The 19,442-nt window shown below is 36.8% G+C and carries 14 protein-coding genes; 6 read left to right on the top strand and 8 right to left on the bottom strand.

The window, feature by feature from the left end; translation table 11 throughout:
• Positions 1-558 precede the first annotated feature (558 nt).
• The 7 genes from AC3WV0_RS10030 to AC3WV0_RS10000 form a co-directional block, all read right to left on the bottom strand.
• The gene (locus AC3WV0_RS10030; RefSeq protein ID WP_488845952.1) at positions 559-855 is read right to left on the bottom strand and encodes a VanZ family protein; all 297 of its coding nucleotides are present in this window, start codon (positions 853-855) and stop codon (positions 559-561) included.
• 55 nt (positions 856-910) lie between these two features.
• Positions 911-1,288: a glycine cleavage system protein GcvH gene (gcvH, locus tag AC3WV0_RS10025; RefSeq protein ID WP_089855944.1), complete on the bottom strand. Its 378-nt coding sequence runs from the start codon at positions 1,286-1,288 to the stop codon at positions 911-913.
• A 112-nt stretch (positions 1,289-1,400) separates the two neighbouring features.
• On the bottom strand, positions 1,401-8,489 hold the full coding sequence (sov, locus tag AC3WV0_RS10020; protein WP_488845957.1) for a T9SS outer membrane translocon Sov/SprA: 7,089 nt from the start codon (positions 8,487-8,489) through the stop codon (positions 1,401-1,403).
• A gap of 51 nt (positions 8,490-8,540) precedes the next feature.
• Positions 8,541-9,125, bottom strand: a complete 585-nt coding sequence (gene ruvA / locus AC3WV0_RS10015; RefSeq protein ID WP_089999721.1) for a Holliday junction branch migration protein RuvA — start codon at positions 9,123-9,125, stop codon at positions 8,541-8,543.
• 321 nt (positions 9,126-9,446) lie between these two features.
• Positions 9,447-11,741 carry an NADP-dependent malic enzyme gene (locus AC3WV0_RS10010; RefSeq protein ID WP_488845951.1) on the bottom strand — a complete coding sequence of 765 codons (2,295 nt, stop codon included), beginning with the start codon at positions 11,739-11,741 and terminating at the stop codon, positions 9,447-9,449.
• A gap of 21 nt (positions 11,742-11,762) precedes the next feature.
• Complete coding sequence (locus AC3WV0_RS10005) at positions 11,763-12,614, bottom strand: BadF/BadG/BcrA/BcrD ATPase family protein (protein ID WP_488845950.1); 852 nt, start codon at positions 12,612-12,614, stop codon at positions 11,763-11,765.
• A 181-nt stretch (positions 12,615-12,795) separates the two neighbouring features.
• Positions 12,796-13,059 carry a hypothetical protein gene (locus tag AC3WV0_RS10000; protein WP_488845949.1) on the bottom strand — a complete coding sequence of 88 codons (264 nt, stop codon included), beginning with the start codon at positions 13,057-13,059 and terminating at the stop codon, positions 12,796-12,798.
• A 231-nt stretch (positions 13,060-13,290) separates the two neighbouring features.
• Between AC3WV0_RS10000 and AC3WV0_RS09995 the strand changes: the two genes are divergently transcribed.
• The 4 genes from AC3WV0_RS09995 to AC3WV0_RS09980 are packed head-to-tail and all read left to right on the top strand — an operon-like array spanning position 13,291 to position 17,018.
• Positions 13,291-13,749, top strand: a complete 459-nt coding sequence (locus tag AC3WV0_RS09995) for a GtrA family protein (protein WP_089999724.1) — start codon at positions 13,291-13,293, stop codon at positions 13,747-13,749.
• A gap of 2 nt (positions 13,750-13,751) precedes the next feature.
• On the top strand, positions 13,752-14,480 hold the full coding sequence (locus tag AC3WV0_RS09990) for a lysophospholipid acyltransferase family protein (RefSeq protein WP_312902491.1): 729 nt from the start codon (positions 13,752-13,754) through the stop codon (positions 14,478-14,480).
• 41 nt (positions 14,481-14,521) lie between these two features.
• Positions 14,522-15,967 (top strand): MFS transporter, encoded by a 1,446-nt coding sequence (locus tag AC3WV0_RS09985; RefSeq protein ID WP_488845948.1) that lies wholly within the window; start codon positions 14,522-14,524, stop codon positions 15,965-15,967.
• Positions 15,957-17,018: a DUF3810 domain-containing protein gene (locus AC3WV0_RS09980; RefSeq protein ID WP_488845947.1), complete on the top strand. Its 1,062-nt coding sequence runs from the start codon at positions 15,957-15,959 to the stop codon at positions 17,016-17,018. Before AC3WV0_RS09985 ends, AC3WV0_RS09980 begins: the two co-directional genes overlap by 11 nt.
• A gap of 453 nt (positions 17,019-17,471) precedes the next feature.
• Here AC3WV0_RS09980 and AC3WV0_RS09975 read toward each other — a convergent pair whose 3' ends face one another.
• Entirely contained in the window at positions 17,472-17,771 is a 300-nt protein-coding gene (locus tag AC3WV0_RS09975) for a helix-turn-helix transcriptional regulator (RefSeq protein WP_488845946.1), read from the bottom strand.
• A gap of 244 nt (positions 17,772-18,015) precedes the next feature.
• On the opposite strand from AC3WV0_RS09975, the gene AC3WV0_RS09970 reads away from it, so the two are divergent.
• Both AC3WV0_RS09970 and AC3WV0_RS09965 read left to right on the top strand, forming a co-directional pair.
• Positions 18,016-18,252, top strand: coding sequence for a bacteriocin-like protein (locus AC3WV0_RS09970; protein ID WP_488845945.1), 237 nt, complete (start codon positions 18,016-18,018; stop codon positions 18,250-18,252).
• A gap of 82 nt (positions 18,253-18,334) precedes the next feature.
• Entirely contained in the window at positions 18,335-19,438 is a 1,104-nt protein-coding gene (locus tag AC3WV0_RS09965; RefSeq protein ID WP_488845944.1) for a thioredoxin-like domain-containing protein, read from the top strand.
• Positions 19,439-19,442 lie beyond the last annotated feature (4 nt).

Below are 19,442 nucleotides of genomic sequence, written 5' to 3'. Positions count from 1 at the left end.
TCAGGTGCTTTTATTTTGAGTGGCCCTCTTTATTAAATGTGTTTGGGGGTTGGGGTAATATTTGGATGGCGACTGTTGAAAGAAAGTCCTCATACCCTAGCCCGGATAGAAGCGGTTACCCCACAGCGGGGCTGGAACGTTGGAGCGTAAAGGGTTGAGTGTCGGAGGGCGTGTTTAGGGTTTGTTTTATTTAATCTCTCGCGGATTTGGCTGATGATGCAGATTGTGAATTTATAATATTCAGGTGCTTTTAATATGTGCAATCTTACTTTTATTAAAGATGTGCTGGAGGGTTTGGGTAATATTTGGATGGCGACTGTTGAAAGAAAGCCCCCATACCCTAGCCCGGATAGAAGCGGTTACCCCACAGCGGGGCTGGAGTGTTGGAGCGTACAGGATTGGGTGTTGGAGAGCATCGGTGAAGGTCGGCGCGAGGAGTATGAGCGGAGAGCCGGAAAAAGCTCCCTGAAAAAAAGGAAGAGATGAAGGTGTGAGAGTTGGAGAGTGAGTTGGAGAGTGGATGAGTTCTGTTGTGGTAGTGAATGCTTGTAAATAAGATCAGAAAAATCTTTTGACAAGAAACTTGTATGTAAAGTAGCCGATGAGACAGCCAATGGTATCTGCAAGAACGTCCAGAGTCTCCATTGATCTGCCGAGTCCCATTTCCTGCTGGAGAATTTCTGTAAGAAAGGCATATATAAGAATGATCTGAATGAAGTAGTAAAATCTGATTTTTGGAAATGCAGCCATGAAACAGAAGCCAAGTGCCGCAAAAATGTTGAGATGTAAGAGTTTGTCGATCCCGTCGAACATAAACCAATATTCGTGGTTTTCTTCTCCGGGCTTCAGAAGCATATAAGTAAGAAATGCCCAATAAATGGGCAGTATCTTACTAAATATTTTTGAAATTTTATCCAATGATGGCCTGATATTCTTCAGCGGAAAGTAATTCTGACTGATCTGCACCTTCAGCAACTTCTAATTTGATGATCCATCCGTTTCCATAAGGATCTGAATTCAAAAGCTCAGGCTGATCTTCAAGTTCCGAATTGAACTCAATCACTTTTCCTGAAATTGGTAAGAATAAGTCTGAAACTGTTTTTACAGCTTCTACACTTCCGAAAACTGCTCCTCCTTCCAATTCATCATCTACAGTATCTACGTCTACATAAACGATATCACCAAGCTCTCCCTGAGCAAAGTCTGTAATACCGATTGTAGCCACGTTACCTTCGATCTTAATCCATTCGTGATCTTTAGTGTACTTTAATTCTGATGGTGTGTTCATTTTTAATTTTTTATTTTGTACAAATGTATTCAAAATTCTACAAGCTTCAAATATTGGATATAAAAAATATCCTCCAAAAGGTGAAGGACATTTAAATTTATTTTAGTTCTAATTAGAAACCTCCTGAATCTCCGAAGGTAAATGTAGCTGAGATCCCTGCTCTTATCGTTGACAGTGGGAATGCGGTTGAGATTTTATATTTTGAGGTCATCTGTTCGTAGAATACTCTAAGGTTCAGATTTTCCGAAACGTTGTAGTCTGCAGACACTTTAATGTTCATTAATCTCTGACCTCCGGTAACCTGTGAGTCATCCAGCAGGATGTTGGTAATGCTGGTTCTGCTGTCTCTTAAGGAGAAATCTCCTCTGATATTCAAATCACTTCCTTTAGCTTTACCTCTTCCTCTGACGTTGGTCATTCCAAGTCTGAAGTTTCTGATGATATACCCTACTCTTACAACATATTCACTGTTTGAATCTTCAGTGAGCGTATGATTGACTAATCCTAATAATAGTGTTCTTAATCTATTATACTGGATTCCAAACTGCATATTATTTCTCATTGTCATGTCAACCCCGATTAATGGTGAGAAGTTTTCTACGTACCCTACCTGAGCGAATGTAAACGGATTGATATAATCGTCATTGATATCTCTCTGTGTTGCACCAAGATTATTGAGCGTATTAAAATAATCTATACTCGACTGAACTCCCGTTGCAGTGTACGTTGCTTGATAAGCATGGAGAATATCGAATTTGGAGAATTGCCCATTAATAATCGGAACATTTCTTAATCCTGAATACGTGATCTTCCAGTTTGGAATCGGAAGTCCTGCTTTTTTAGGATTGCCCATCATTTTTGGAGTCTTACCTTCCACCGCTGCCCTGAATGCAGGGATAAGAATGTAAGCATTTGATATTCCGTAGCCGTCTTTGAATCCGTTTGGTTCCAAAGCTCCCGGCATTTGCTGTGACAAGGCTCTTGCGTTTTCCCTGATTGCCTGATAAATTGCGGTACCATCTTTAAATGCTGTTTTAAGGAGCACCACAGAATTGGTATAAGTTACCATATCATTGGCAAATGTATAATTAGGATTAGGCACAGGATTCAATGGATCAGTTTTATCAACATAATTAAATCCGGTATGCGTAAAGTTTCTGTTGTAATTGTGCAGCGCACTGATATCAATTCTGAGATCATTCATCGGCATGATCTGCAGATTTGCACGAAGTTCTCTTGTTGACATCCGCACATAAGGATCGGTCATAAATTCAGAGTCACTCACCCAACCATTCTCCATAACGGTTCTTCTGATATCTGCCTGTGAACCAAAAAGGAATCCGATGGTAGGACCACCTAATGTCTGACCATATCCGTACCAGTTCGGCGCAGAAAGTAATCCCGGAAGTACCGTACCGTTATTTTCAGAATAGTTGATATCCAATTGTTTCATGGAGGTCAACAGATACGCCATACTCTGAAGTGGCGTTAGTCTGTTTTTAAACTTATATTTTTTATAAGCATATTTGTTTTTCTCCCACTGTTGAGTGTACGCATTATTTAATGAATCAATTTCCTGCTTACGTTTCTGAAGTTTGGCAGAAATATTTTTAAAATATTTAAACTGGCCAAAGAACTTCGTAAAGTCCGCCGTACCGGTAGCCAAAATCACATTGGTATTCTGCCCGATCGATCCTAAACTTCCATCCGGACTTGCCAAAAGAACAGTGGATCTCGCATTCCAGTTATAGGTAAATCCGTAACCTAATTCCGCATCGATGAAATCTAAGTACGGAAGATACTGGAACGGCAGTTTATAATTTAACTGAACTCTGTGGTTATACAATACAGGTCTTCCGGCTCTGAACACATTTCCGAAAATGGAATTATTATCCATGGTGTTTACATCCACATTGTCATTTAACGTTCTGGTAGCTGAATTGATTTCAAGCTTTAGAGATTTCGTGAAATTAAATCCTAAACCATACTGCCATCCGAAATAGAAGTTTCTGTTTTTGATTGCCCCGAAGTCATCATTATAGTTTCCGTTTAAAATAGCGTCAATATTACGGAACTCCAATTCGTTATAATTTCTGTCAACCTCTGTTCTGAAAGAGAATCTTGTTGGTATTGGATTGAAATTAAATTCTTTTGCCCATTTCAGGTATTTCGTAGATTTTGCCGTATCGCTGATCATTTTATTGAACGGACGGATCACCCACGGTTTAAAAGTATAATTGTAATCTATATACCCTCGCAGATATTGCCTGTAATTTCTTTTGGTGTAAATATCCCTGTAAAAATCATCGTTATAAACAGCTGTTACGGAAATGTTTTCCACATCATAGAATTTCGGTTTTCTATTCTGGTTCATTCTTTCTTTGTGCATGTTTACAACACCAATGCTTCTCTGTTGGGTATATGTTCTTGCAACTTTTTTGAGTTCCTCTCTGTTAGCGGCTTTTTTAAATTCAACATCGGTATCCAAAGGATTGTATTTCGGATCTTCGATAGTTTGAGAATATGAATAGTTTAACGGGATTTTCACTCCTGTTTTTTCAGGTAAGAATTTATCAACGTTAATTGCTGTATTGATGCTGAAAGCAGACTGTGTAGACTGGTTTCTTTCTGCCGGTTTAGAATCAATATTTCCGAATCCGACGGATGTGTAGGATGCACTGGTATTCACCGTAGCAAAATCTCCGAGATTGAAATTTAAACTTGCATTTCCAGCATATCCACCATCATTTTCAATTTCGGAAAGACGAATTTCATTGACCCAAAGAATCCTGTCGATGGCACCTGGAGTACCCCTGTCATCTCCGTTTCTGATACCAATCATTATGGTTGTAATATTTCCTAAACTAGGACGGCCTTTTATATAAATACTTTTAAAGGTATTCCCAGGGTCAAAAGCCTCATCTTTTAATCGCTGCACAATCTGAGTCGAATGATTCTTATCTCTTCTTATTTTAGCATCTACAAAATCCTGAATATTCAGATCAACATCATTTTCCATTGGCCAGATTTCCATAGGAGCGGTAGCATTTGTTGGAGTAATCTTTAATGAAGATTCATATTCGTAATAGTTGTCTGTAGCATCACTTCCTAAACGAATAAAAAATTTAGTCTTTTCATCAATTTGACCACTAACTGAACCTTCGGTTCTAGGATCCGTGTGGGCATGTACAAAAAGTTTTAATTTCTTATATCTTCTCATATCAAGAGAAGTATTTTTAAATACCCCTTTGGCTTCATTAGCACGTAATCCTGTGGCTTTCAAATATAAAGAAGCCTCATTTTGTCTTTGTGCACCTGCATTTCCACTCAGGATCTGCCTATCGATTCCCGGAGGCAATACATAAGGAGGTTGGTTTAAAGCATTTTCTTCAATATTTACACTTCCCACTTCAAGATTCTGAATGTTTGGATCAATATTTAATCCTTCATCTGTTGCAGGATCTGGTATTACAATACTTCCGCTCCCATCAAGGGTTGAGTATTTAGCAATATTTTTAGGATACTTTCTCCAGTCGGATCTTACAAGATCCATTGTTCCGAATCTTAATGTAGAAGTTTGATCAAACCCTGTTAATAATAATCTTGCGAATCTTACATTATTTAAAATTGAAGGGTCTGCATCTCCCGCTGTTGTTACATACTGTGAAACTGGGATTCTGAATAAATACCATTTTACCTGAGAAGTCTGTCCATTCTGAAATTGAGCCTGAACTGTTTTAACATCAACGATATTATTGCTTCCTAATGCCAAACTTCCCTGATCAAGATTCACTTCATATTGATTATAGCTTTCGCTCTGATCAAGGTTATAATCTTTGTTAATATCTTCCGAATCCGGAGTCTGGGTAGAAACTTCCAGGGAATTACTCTGTGAATTTCCTTCCGGACCTCTAAAGTATTTATATCGCTGTACTACAGATGCCGCCTGATTTCCGGTAAATCTGTCTGACATGTAGAATACGAAATCATCCACTGCAGGGTCAGATATGTTTGTAACCGGGTTTACAAATGTATTTCCAAATAAAGCTGCTTCCTGATCTGAACTTAATCCATCGTATCCTAAATCCTGTGCCGTTCTGTCTGCACCTTCGCTTGAGAAAGCGTATAAAATCGGTGGCTGCTTAGGCTGAATTCCCCAGTTCGAGTTTGTGGTAACCGATGGAGCTGAAGGTGTAGGCAATCCGTTCTCGTATTGCATTTGGCCGTCTTTAAGGATATCTTCAGATACGTTACCTAACTGTAATAAAAGTTTTGGATTTGCACCCAACGTATTTCCGTCGGCATAAGGATCCATCATCCAGAATTCCACATATTCAATATTGGAACTTACAAAATTCGAAACCGAGATTGGCCTCATAATACCGGCCCATCTTTGCGATGTACTTTCAGCGGCAGGATTTGAGTTATAAGGTCCCTTTTCTGCAGGATAGTATGAAATATCAAATGTATTGGTATAGGTCTGTTCTCCTGCAACGAAATCCCTGTTATTGAAAATCTCGGAGAACTGAACTCTTCTGGAAGCGTGGTTGGAAACCGACTGCGGTGTAATCCCGTTCGGCGCTCTTCCTCCTACTCCCCAGAATCTTGGGTCAATGTTATACCATGATAGCAAACCTCTTCCATAACCTTCTCTGATGTCATTATTCTTACCGGCACCTGTAAACAAAGAATTAGATTGGTTTTTTTCAGGTTTAGAAGCCAGACTCCATGCGGTTGGTTCTTTTAAAGTAATCTTTGAAGTGGTCTGCTCAAAATCGTCGATATAAGACTGGTCATTAATTCCTTTATTTAACCCCGGAAGCAAATAAGCAGTTTCCATTTTGAAATTTACATTGGAAGGTGCTTCTGTATTTACAAACGGAATTTTATCGGTTAATCGAGTCAGGAATGGCAACTGATTGTTGTACATTAAATTGATTCCCGCCATGGTATTGTTTACGGCTTCCTGTCCGTAGTTCACTTTTTGAGTAAGCGGTGATTCGGAATAATTAACAACAGTTCCTCCTAAAATAAAGTTTTCATTAAATCTTCTTTCTAAATTTAATCCTAAGAAACGTTTTCTCTGGGTATTGAAAGTAAGCTGATTCTCTAATGAGATATTAATTGCCTGCCCGGACTGCTTCACCTGCTCGTTGATGATGGTTACCGTACCGAGCATGTAGTCTACGGTATAGTCGATACCTTCGGTAAGCTGAACACCGTTTGCAGAGACTTTTACAGAACCCTGAGGAACATTTACAGCTCCTAAAGATATTCCCTGTCCCTGAGTTCCTTTATAACGGCCTTCGATGGTATATCGCTGAGCAAGGTTACTGGATATGGCAACCTGCTTCTGCTGGCTGTACAGATCCGAGAAAACATACTGCGGATCATTACTTCCGATTACCGACTGAATATAATTACCAAATGGCTGTGCTTTGGTAAAGATCACCCTCCCTGTTTCCGGTCTGATGGTGATTCCATTGACAAAGTCGAAAATTCCGTCCCCTGTTGTATTTCCATTGGACTGTAAGTCACCGTTGGCATTGAGTCGGTCCCAGTTTAGTAATTTGATTAGAGGAACATTGTTCACCTGCGGATTATTAGCCACCGGAAGATAGTTTAGTTTACCTCCGGACTGCGGATCCCTGTATAAAACATTCAGTAGAAATCCGTCCTGAATCACCTGGCCTGCATCCAGCGAATAGATATTTTTCATCATCAGATCCCACATTGGAGAGGAAGTCTTTACTGTGGTATTCGGTTTTAAAAGTTTTGCTACCAAAACCGTACTTTCTTCAGAGAATTCCCCGACTTTGTACACCTGATTGCTTCCATTTACCGTATATGAAAATGACACCGCCAAAAGCTGGTTATCATTCAGTTTCTGGTTTAATGAAATGTATCCTAATTGTGGCTGAAGGATATATTCGTTGGTATTTAATCTTCTTGCTTTTTTATTAAAGATAAAATGTTCTCCGTCTGTATACGTTTGTGTTCCGCCCGATGCGACAGGAAGATTTGCTCCTTTTATAGCATCATAAGCTGTGCTTGCATCCCTTAATCCCGGTAATGCATTTACTGCAGAGTATAGATTAAATCCGGTTTGGTCGTTATTTGGAAGTACACCCGGAGCGTCTCCAAGGTCCCTTACCCCAACGATACTTTTCTGATATTGCAAGTTGCTGTTTCCCTGATCCAGCACCCAAACTTCCATTCTGGTGATGCTGATTTTCGAATTGATCTGGGGATAATTTAATAAAGCATTATCATAATTGTTCAGGAAATAATGCCCGATAAAGTAATGCTGATTGTCTTCATAATCAATAGCATTCAGCTTAAACGTATTCATCACACCCCCTCCCTGAACAGTAATATTCCTGGCTTCTCCCTGTTGTTGGGATAATACAACGGTTCCGTACGTTTTTCCTAACTGGAATTCTGTTTTTACCCCGAATAAAGATTGAGATCCACGGATGAGGCTGGTTGAAAGCGGCATATTTACGTTACCAAATTCCACTCTTTTGATGATCTTATCTTCGCCGCCGGCACTAGGCTTATCAACATCCTGAAGTCCTTTTTGCTGAAGATCTTTCCAGCTTCCTTTAGCCTGCCATACGAGGTTCATCCTGTTTTCGAAGGCAAAACCACTCTGCGTGTCATAATTGGCCTTCAGTTGTAGATTCTCTCCTACTTTCCCCAATAAACCAAGCTGAATTCTCTGATCTATGTCAAAGGTAAAACTCGTCCTGTTCTGAGGTAAGATGAGTGGATTATCGATTTTCTGATAAAGCCCTGCAAAATCAAACGAGACATATCCTGAAGGAATGATCTCAATTTTATTGCTTCCGAAAATCGTTTCAAAAAGACGGTTATTGATGGTAAGAGAAGGAATTAATCCTTTTCTGGCCGCATCACTTTTATCCTTTCTGAACATCAGGCTGTAGCGGTCCGACTTTTCTTTGTAATAAGCCCTGGTCTGCTCCGCCATCATAAATTCTTTATAGTCTTCGGGAGACATGGCTGTAGGAGGTCCGGTAATGGTATTTCCGATCTTCGGATATACGTAATACATACCGGTTTTTATATCATAATAGGCTTCATATTGTGTAGGATCTGCCAGCTGATAGTCCTTTTTTATTATTGCTGTGTCCCGGACTGCCGGTCTCTGCTGCGCAAAAGTCATTACTGACATGCACATGAACGACAGGAACAGGAATATATTGAAATACTTAATATTTGCCACCAAATGTTAAATGTTTTTTAAAATTTGTTTTACCAACTCTTCGATTGAAATCTCCGGATTTTGCTTTATGATTCTGTCTGCAAGCTTCTCACTCATTCTTTTAGGAATACCCAAAACTTCTAATGCAGATAACGATTCTTCCTTGACTTTATTATTTGCCAGCGTAGAAATATTTTCTTCCGGATTGCTGAATTTCTGGACTTTATCTTTAAGGTCTACAATAATTCTTTCGGCTGTTTTAGCACCGATTCCTTTGGCTTTCTGGATCAACGCACTGTTCCTTGAAAGGATGGCCGAAGCGATCTCATCAAGAGCTAATGTTGAAAGTAAAATAAGAGCAGACACTGCCCCTACTCCGTTAACGCTTATTAACAGATTGAACATCTCTTTTTCTGATCTGGTTTTAAATCCGAAAAGTAAATGAGCATCTTCCCTGATGATCTGCTGAATAAAAAGAATGGTTTCCTGATTGGTGGTAAGGGTTTGTGAGGTCATTAAGCTAATACCTACATAGTAACCAACTCCCTGGACGTTGATCACTGCATAAGTAGGCGTAAGTTCCTGAACAATGCCTTGTAGTGAAAATATCATTATTAATTTTTAAAACTCCCAAATATAGCAAATTAAACTAATTAATGTTTTCATTTCATGGACGAATGATTTTTAACTTAATTTTTAATTTGAATTTTAAAGATATGCCACAAAAACAAAAGACTTGAAAAACAGTCATCCGACATCTATTTTAAATTCATCCTGATGAATCAGGAAAATCATCAGGATAAATTTGGGAAATTACCAGGATAAATTCCAAAAGTTATCAGGATAATATTTTCGGACAATACATAAAAAAACAAAGACTCCGGAAATGAAGTCTTTGTTTTATATATTTTTTAGCTTAAATACCGTGGAAGGTTATTTTTTCTCTTTAACCTCTCTTCTCTGAGCATCCAGTACGGCAATGGTTGCAAGATTTACGATTTCATCAACGCTTGAGCGCATCTGCAATACGTGAACCGGCTGTTTAAGTCCCATTAGAATTGGGCCGATTACCTGTGCCAGCTTCATTCCTCGAAGAATTTTGTACGAAAGATTGGCACTCTCAAGATTCGGGAAGATAAATGTATTGGCCGGTGTGTTTCCTAATTTTGAAAACGGATAATCACTAAGATGATCAGAATCCATGGCAAAATCCGGCTGTATTTCTCCATCAACAATCATTTTAGGATATTTTTCGTGAAGAATGCTTACCGCTTTTGCCACTTTTTTAGAGGTTTCGGAGATCGCAGCAAAGTTTTCAAATCCAAGCATTGCAATTCTCGGTTCTATGGCAAAAGATTTCACCGTTAATTCTGCCATTTTAGCAATATTAACAAGATCTTCGGCGGTAGGATTCTGGTTGATGGAAGTATCTGCAAAGAAAATCGGTTTTTTCTCAGAAAGGATCATCATCATTGCGGCTACTTTATCTACGCCTTTATCTTTTTCGATCACCTCTAAAACCGGTCTTAATGTAGACACATAGTTTTTAGAGAAACCAACGATCAATCCATCGGTATCACCATGTCTCAGCATCAAAGGCCCGAAGTAATCTCTCTGGCGAACAAATCTTTTGGCTTTATATTCGTTCATTCCCTTTCTCTGACGAAGCTTCCACAGTGTTTCTCTGTATCTTTTTCTGTTTTCTTTCTGATCGTCATCACTGGGATCGATAATCGGAACATCAAGGGTAATTCCGAAACGCTCCATCTGTTCTTTGATGTATTTTTTGCTTCCTAAAAGACTCGGATAAGCAATTCCTTCTTCATACAGAATCTGCGCAGCTTTCAACACGTTGTATTCTTCAGCATTTCCCAGGGTAATTCTTTTAGGATTTGCTTTGGCGCGGTTCTGCATCATTCTTACCAGCTTCTCATCTCTTCCCATTCTGTCGAGAAGGCTGTTTTCGTATTCGTCAAAGTCGGTGATGGTCTTTCTCGCTACTCCACTTTCTACGGCTGCTTTTGCTACAGCACTTGAAACCTTTGTAATCAGACGGTTATCAAATGGTTTCGGAATAAAATATTCTCTTCCGAACTGAAGATTCTGAAGATTGTACGCTAAAATTACAGCTTCAGGAACCGGTTCTTTAGCAAGATCAGCAATAGCGTGAACCGCTGCCAGCTTCATTTCTTCATTAATGGTTTTCGCCTGTACATCCAGTGCTCCACGGAAGATATACGGGAAACCAAGAACGTTGTTTACCTGGTTCGGATAATCACTTCTTCCTGTTGCCATGATCACATCTTTACGGGTTTCAATGGCAAGATTATAGGCAATTTCCGGATCAGGGTTGGCTAATGCGAACACGATAGGATTTTCATTCATGCTCAAAAGCATTTCAGGATTCATTACATTTCCTTTTGACAATCCTACGAAAACATCAGCACCTTTTACGGCATCTTCCAGTGTATCAATATCGGTTTGAGCGATGAAATCCAGTTTTTCGGGTGTAAGATTCTCTCTTCTTTGATTGATCACCCCTTTACTGTCGCACATGAGTACATTTTCTCTTTTTAAACCTAAAGAAATGTAAAGGTTGGTACAGGCAATCGCGGCAGCTCCGGCTCCGTTCACCACCATTTTTACTTCTTCAATTTTTTTATCGGCGATTTTTAAAGAGTTTATTAAGGCTGCTGCAGAAATAATTGCTGTTCCGTGCTGATCATCGTGCATCAGAGGAATATCCAGCTCTTCTTTTAATTTCTGCTCGATATAAAATGCTTCCGGAGCCTTGATATCTTCAAGATTGATTCCTCCGAAAGTAGGCGCAATTCCTTTTACAATATCAATGAATTTGTCCGGATCTTTTTCATTGATCTCGATATCAAATACATTGATGTCTGCGAAAATTTTAAACAAAAGACCTTTTCCTTCCATCACGGGCTTTGACGCCTCTGCACCAATATCTCCCAATCCGAGAACCGCTGTACCATTAGAGATAACGGCTACCAGATTTCCTTTTCCGGTGTAATCGTAAACGGTTTCCGGCTTATCGTGAATCTCCATACAAGGCACTGCAACTCCCGGCGAGTACGCCAATGACAGATCTCTCTGCGAAGAGTGCGGTTTTGAAGGAATCACTTCGATTTTTCCTTTAGGTTCGGCTTTATGATAATCTAACGCGGCCTGATTAAAGTTCTTTTCGTCGCGGTGGGTTTTACTTGACATATATTGAATTTTGTTATTTAGTTATAATACATATTGAATGTGGTAGCTGACTAAGCTTTCGATAGGCTTCTGTACAATCTTCCCCACATTTAAATCGAGTTCTGCCGCTGCTGCACGCAGAATGTCTTCATAGTAATAGGCTATCGACCCGATGAAATTGATCTCGGCATTTTTTGATTCTTTGTAAGGAATCACCTGGTAGTCGAAGAAGTTAAGCATTTCTTCATGTACCATTCGCTGTAAATAAGGATGATTTTTTCTTTCTACAACAAATTTATTGAAATCTGCTAAATAGGCATTTGGGCGTGTGGTATGATACATATTTTTCAATGCCTCATCCACGGTAAGGTTATACGTTTTTTCAAATTCGTTTGAAAGATCTTCAGGGAGTTTCTGCATAAAGAATCTACGTACCAGTTGTTTTCCGATGGCACTTCCGCTGCCTTCGTCTCCGACAAGGAAACCTAATGAAGGTAATTGAATTTTTATGTTTACACCATCAAAATAGCATGAATTTGAGCCTGTTCCTAAGATACAGACGATGGCCGGCTTTCCTCTGTATGCGGCATAGGCTGCTGCGGTAAGATCTTCTTTCACGATGATTTCGGCATCGGTAAATACTTTCCCCAATTCTTCGATAATGGTATCGCAGTTCTGCTGAACGCCACATCCTGAGCCGTAAAAGTATATTTTCCTGATAGAATTCTTAACGGAGGTAAGGCTTGTATTTTTTTCAATTTCGGGAACGATGAGTTCTTTGCTGATAAAATTGGGATTGAAGCCAATGGTTTCTGTTTTCAGGAAGACTTGTTTAAAATCGTCCAGAATAACCCAATCTGATTTTGTAGAACCACTATCAACAATAGCAACCATATTTTCCATTTTAGTTTAAGGATGCTAAATTATGAATTTATCTTTTAAGATATGGGATAATTGACATGACATATGTGTTGTTTCTGAAATCTGAACATATTGTTAATTTAAATGAACATTAAAATAAAAAAGAGCAAACCAAATAAGTAAGCTCTTTGTTGCAGGAGGAAAAATTGTATTTTCATTGTTTTATCTCTGGCTTTTTATCGTTAAACTGCACCAGCCAGTCTTCGATCTCATTTTCAAGATAGGAGGTCTGAAGGATCATGGCATTGATAAAGTCATCGGGAACAGGTTCATTATTGGAATTCTCAAGATTCCAAAGCTCCTCTGACATATTTTCATACTCTGAATAAACGCGTTTGAAACGTGAATTTTCTCTTTCTAGAGCTTCAATATTTTTCTGCTGAAGCTGAAATTTTCTGTATTTGTTTTGGCTTTTCATACAAATATTATTAAAATTTGGGCGTAAAAAATTTGGATGATATGATTTTTAATCATATTACAAGATATAAAAAACCATCAACACAAATAGTTGAAAATGAATTTATTATCAGGTATAGCTTGTCTCAATTGGAAAACTAAATTTAGAAATTATTTTGAATCTAAAAAAATTTTTAACAACTTTTTTCAGGGTTTAACATATAGTTATAAATTTGCACATTATATCAATCGGATGAGAGATTTACTACTACGACAGAAGCAGGTTTTATTCTTTATCATAGCAGGAGGGCTGAGCGCTGTTGTTGAAATCGGAAGCTTTAAACTATTTAGCACCACGATCCCTCAGTTCTTTCCTCGCGAAATTAATTTCCACGGAATTCATTATCCTTTAAGTAATATTTTCTCAACAAGCTGCGGAATTATCACCAATTATTTCCTAAGCATCTGGTTTGTTTTTGAAAGGGGAAAACATTCAAAAAGAAAGGAATTTGCCTATTTCATGCTTGTTTCATTTATTTCGACATTACTGAGTCTCGGCTTCTTCCAGATTTTTTACAGCTATGTCTTTAAAGATACGATTGATCTTGTGGTTTATGCATTAAGCCCTGAAATTATAAGTAAGATTGCAGCAATCCTGCTGGTTTCGATCCTGAACTATTCAATTAAGAAGAAATTAATCTTTAACGGATAGAAATGGCAAAGGTTTTAAACTATCTCTGGAGAGCCTGGCTTTTGATTCTGGCATTTGTCTTTACCCTAATTTTTGGACTTCCGGTTTATATTTTATCATTTAATAAAAAGCATTATAAATATGCCTACCGTTTCGTAAGATATTGGAGCTACTGTATATTTTACGGTATGGGACTTCGGTATGAGTTAACCAGATTATCGGGGGAAACGCTTGACAAGAATCAGCAATATGTTTTTATTTCCAACCACACTTCGATTATGGACATTATGCTGATGTGCATCTTGTGCGCTGATCATCCGATCTGTTTCGTGGGAAAAAAAGAGCTGGTAAAAATCCCGATCTTTGGCACAATCTATAAACGGATATGTGTAATGGTAGACCGTGGAAGCGCCAGAAGCCGTGCCGATGTATACCGCAGGTGCGCCGAGAAAATGGAAGAAGGTAACAGCATTGTGATCTTTCCTGAAGGTGGTGTCCCGGATGATACTTCAATAATTTTAGATGAATTTAAAGATGGAGCTTTTACACTTTCTTCGAAGCATAATTCGCCAATTGTAATCTATACTTTTATCGGATTAAAGGAAATTTTTCCGTTTGACAATTCAAAAGGTTATCCGGGTAAAGCAAAAGTATATTTTAACGGAATTTTATACCCATCTGCACCTCCGAAAGAGCTTAAATTGTCTTCTTTTGAGACAATAAAAAAAACATTGCTAAAACACTATAATTAAAAGAAATAATATATATTTGTTTTCAGAAATTTTCAACAAATATGTCAAATTATTCTAAACAAACCAATTGGGGACAATTCATCCCATTGGTTACTGTGTTTTTCTTCTGGGGATTTGTGGCGGCAAGTAATGACATTTTGATCCCGGTTTTCCAAAAAGCTTTTAAATTATCACAAACCGAAAGTATGCTGGTGCAGATATGCTTCTATGTAGCATATACGGTAGGTTCTCTGATTTATATGGCTGTTTCCAAAGGTATAAAACAGGATTTGGTTAATAAAATCGGTTATAAAAATGGTCTTATTGTAGGACTTCTTATTTCTGCGGCAGGAACACTTTTATTTTATCCTGCAGCCAATCTGCATTCTTTTACTCTGATGATCTCGGGTCTTTTTATTGTAGGACTGGGATTTTCATTACAGCAAATTGTAGCAAATCCGTTAGCTATTGAAGTAGGTCCTGCTGAAACAGGTTCCCAAAGGCTTACCATGGCAGGAGGAATAAATAACCTGGGCACAACGATAGGCCCGCTTATTGTATCCTTCGCGATTTTCGGTTCTGCAGCAGCTGCTACAACTGACGTAAGTGTTGAAAGTGTAAAGGTTCCTTATCTAATATTAGGAGTAGCCTTTGTTCTGGTAGCTATTATGTTGAAATTTTCTTCCCTTCCGGCCATTACACCAACCGTGACTGAAAATACGGATGATGTCGTTCCGGGACAACATAGAAAGTCTGCTTTTCAATACCCGCAGCTTTTTATGGGGATGATTGCGATATTTGTGTATGTGGGTGTGGAAGTTTCTACAGCCAGTAATCTCCCTGCGTACATGGAAAAAAGTTTAGGTTTTGAAACTAAAGATGTTGCTCCTTACATCTCTTTATATTGGGCTTCATTAATGATCGGCCGTTGGACCGGTGCTGTAGAAGCTTTTGACGTAAGCGCAGGAATTAAAAAAATATTGAGATTTTTAGCTCCTTATCTTGCTTTTGGAGTTTTCTTATTAGTAAATGCTATTGCAAAACATGATCTTTCCCATTTTTATGTGTATGGATTGATTATCATTGCAATGATCATCTGTGACATTATGAGTAAAGGTAATCCTGCAAGAATGCTTCTTATTTTCTCAGTTGCAGGGATTGCAGCTTTGTTAATCGGAATGTTCACCACCGGTATGGTTTCGGTATATGCTTTCACCAGCGTGGGCTTATTCTGTTCTACTCTATGGCCTTGTATTTTTGCTTTGGCAATCAATGGTCTTGGCAAGCATACCAATGAGGGATCCGGCCTATTAATTATGATGATCATGGGAGGTGGAATTGTAAGCCTTATCCAGGGATATGTAGCAGACCTAACTAATATCCACTTCAGTTATATTGTGGGAGTAATCTGTTTTGCGTACCTTGCTTTCTATGCAATAAGAGTAAGCGGAATCCTGAAATCCCAGGGCATTGATCTTGACAAAATCACAAAAGGCAGTGGTCACTAATACAACAAAAACAATATATAAAAAAAGAGTTTGGGCAGGTTTATTACTTGCCCAATTTCTTTTGTTCTACGCATTCTCCAGAGCTTCGGTAATCATTTCTTTTTTTGAAAGCTTCTTCGAAATTCAAAAGAAATTTCATCAGCTGATCTTTTCATGGATTCCTTTTTCATTTGGTGATGTTCTTTATATTTTATTAGGAATTTTTCTACTTTATCACGTTATAAGATGTTTCAGCAAAAAGACAAGAAAAAACTCTTTATTCAAAATTCTTGTATCTATAAATATCTTTTACTTTATATATCAGATATTTTGGGGAATGCTTTATTTCCAGACCCCGATTATAAAGAAACTTCCTTCTCAAAAAGAACCGACCGTTGATAAAGCCAAAATTTTAGCATTAAAATATCTGCAAAAATGCAAAGACACCAGAAAACTTACGAAACAAGATAAAAACGGTATTTTTGTGATTGCCGATTTGAAAGCTGTTCAGAAAGAGATTCTTTACCGGCAAACCTTACTTCCTGGAAACATTTCAGGGAAAAAAGCTCCTGGGATTAATTCTTTTAAACCCAGTCTTTTTAAAAATATCATGAGCTATACGGGAATTCTAGGATATTATAATCCTTTTACAGCAGAATCCCAATTTAATTCCCTGCTGCCAAATACATTTATTCCTTTTACATCTGCTCATGAAAGCTCACACCAACTTGGTTTTGCAAGAGAACAGGAAGCTAATTTTGTCGGATATCTCATTGGAATCAATTCTAAAAATTTAGATTTACGTTACAGCACGGAATATTTTACTTTAAAAAGCTTACTGAATTATATTGCAGATAAAGATCCTGATTTTGTAAAGAGCATACTTCGAAATTATTCTCCAGAAATGAAAAAAGACAGGGCTTATGAAAAAGCTTTTATGATGAAACATCAGGGTTTGCTGGATGATTTTTTCGGATTTACCAATAATCTTTTTCTTAAGAGCAATCAGCAGGAAGGATCGATCACCTATTCTTATTTCATTGATCTTCTTCTGAATTATGAAAAGGTATAAAAACAAAAGAATCGTATCAGGCGATACGATTCTAAAAACACAAATGATGAAAAAAAATTTATTACCTTGACTTGTTCCCTCATTCAAGGCGTTGTAAAAGTACAATATATTTTAGAAATAAAAAAATATTTTCAAATTTTTTTTCACAAATTTTTGACAATTCAATTTCTGAAATTGCTACAATTACTTCTTATAATCTTTACCTTTTTTCTAAAATGCCGGTCATTACTCATTATTAGGTGATTATATCTAATAATTTTTTTTGGAGATATTTATCATTTAGATGAGAATTAATATTCAACAATTTTTTTAAATCTAAGTAATTAAATGAAATGCCCCTAAAAAAGTTAAAAACTTTCTAGGGGCATCTAATATTGAATATTTTTTATTTTATTTTTTTAAACCCTCAAGTTCTCGTTTTAAGGATTCCATTTGCTCTTTTAAAATTTTGATTTAGTCCTGGAGATTTTCTAATACCGAAATAGGAAAGTTATAATTATGAATAGACCTATCTGACTGATCATGCAAAGTTGAATTATCATTATGAACAATTCCTGAGCTTTCTGATTCTTTAATATCATCAACAGAAACTTCCAGTGCTTTAGCTAACTTTTCCCATTCATCATCATGAATCTTTGATTTTCCGTTTTCTTTGCGGCAATAGCTGGAAATATCTGTAGATAATATTTTAGCCATTTTTTCCTGCGACATACATTTCTGCTTTCTGAGATTCCTCAACTTTTGCTGTATCATCCTAACGTGGTTATTAAAAATATTTTTAAAACTTAACGCAAATATCTGCATAAAATTGCAAAAAAATTGCAAATTTTTCTATTCGATGTGATATAGTTTTTTTATAGTTTTGAAAATCAATATTGATAAAGCGCTTTAAACAATATAATTTATATATGTACAGATATAAGTTAGAACTGATCAGAAAGCCCATGTCAGGGATTGTATGGCAAAAAGTAAACTATTAATGTTAAAAATTAAGTAAATGAAAAATTTGAAAAAACTTTCGAGAAATGATTTGAAAGAAATAACTGGTGGAAAAGCTTGTATTCATTATATTCAAGCTGATAATGGACAATGGTTTCCAAGAACTGGAGAATGTGTAACTACTGTAGAATGGCAGCAAGTAGGAGGTGCATCTGTCCCTATAAAAACTAGTTATTGCAGTACAGGATTAGGACAAGTTCCAGTTACTTCAAATGGAGGACAATCCAGATGCTAACAAAAGGATTATAGCAATATAAAATTAGAAACAAAAAAGAAGTTTGTCATGATATGACAAACTTCTTATAAATAAAGATAGAATGAATTATAAATTTTTATTTTTCTTAATCATATCTATTTTCATTTCGTCTTGCAATGAAAATAAAAGTAAAGAAACAATTATACAGGGTGATATTTCAAATTTACCAGATGGTACACTATATTTATATCAAGACAAATATGATAATAGAATAGATAGTGTAAACACAAAAAATGGGAAATTTGAAATAAGGTATACCCCAAAAAATACTGAACCACAATATTTAGGATTAGATCATGTTGATAATAGCGGTGTATTACGAGCAATTGGATTTCCAACAATTAATTCAAAATTTAAAGGTTCTGCAATTAATTCTCAATATTTTTTTTCTGATCCAATAATTTTAATCAAAGGTAAACTGAAAGATTTTAAAGCAAAAGGTATTACATTAGAAAAAAAATACAAAATTGTTATTAGTCCTAAGGTTTCTGCAGGCATTCAAACCGAAGCTCTTTATAATATTGACGCAGATCTTTTTGATAAAATTAATGATAGTAGTATACAAATTATTAAAGAAAAAATAAAAAAATATCCTTTTTCATTTCATTTACTCTATCAAATTAGCAACAATAAAAACAGCTTCTCTCCACAACAAGTCGATCAATTTTTGAAAATATTCAAAGGTGATATTACAGAAAGCGAATCTTATAAAAAACTTTCTGCTTACAACAAAAAAAGATTCACCGAAAAAAATACATCCCTTCCATCATTGGAAAATATTATCGGTGAGAAATTTGCGATTTTAGATTCAAAATATAAAAAACATCTTGTTGTATTCTGGGCAAGTTGGTGCGGACCTTGCAGACAGGAGATTCCTCTTTTAAAAAAGATGTATAGTAAAAAAGATGAATCAATAGAATTTATTTCTATTTCAATTGATGATGATAAAAATGCCTGGAAAAAAGCTTTGAACGAAGAAAAAATGGATTGGAAACAACTAATTATCAACGAAAAAGATCCAAATTACGAAAAAATTCAAATGTATTTCAGATTAAATGGCGCTATTCCATATACTGTTCTTCTTGATAACAATTCTAAAATTTTAAAGTCTACCGTAGGTTTATCTTCAGAAAAAGACTTGCAAGGTTTTATTGAAAATAAATGATACA

It is taken from the genome of Chryseobacterium sp. 27AL (assembly GCF_057815395.1).
This window is presented reverse-complemented; position numbering and strand designations above follow the sequence as displayed.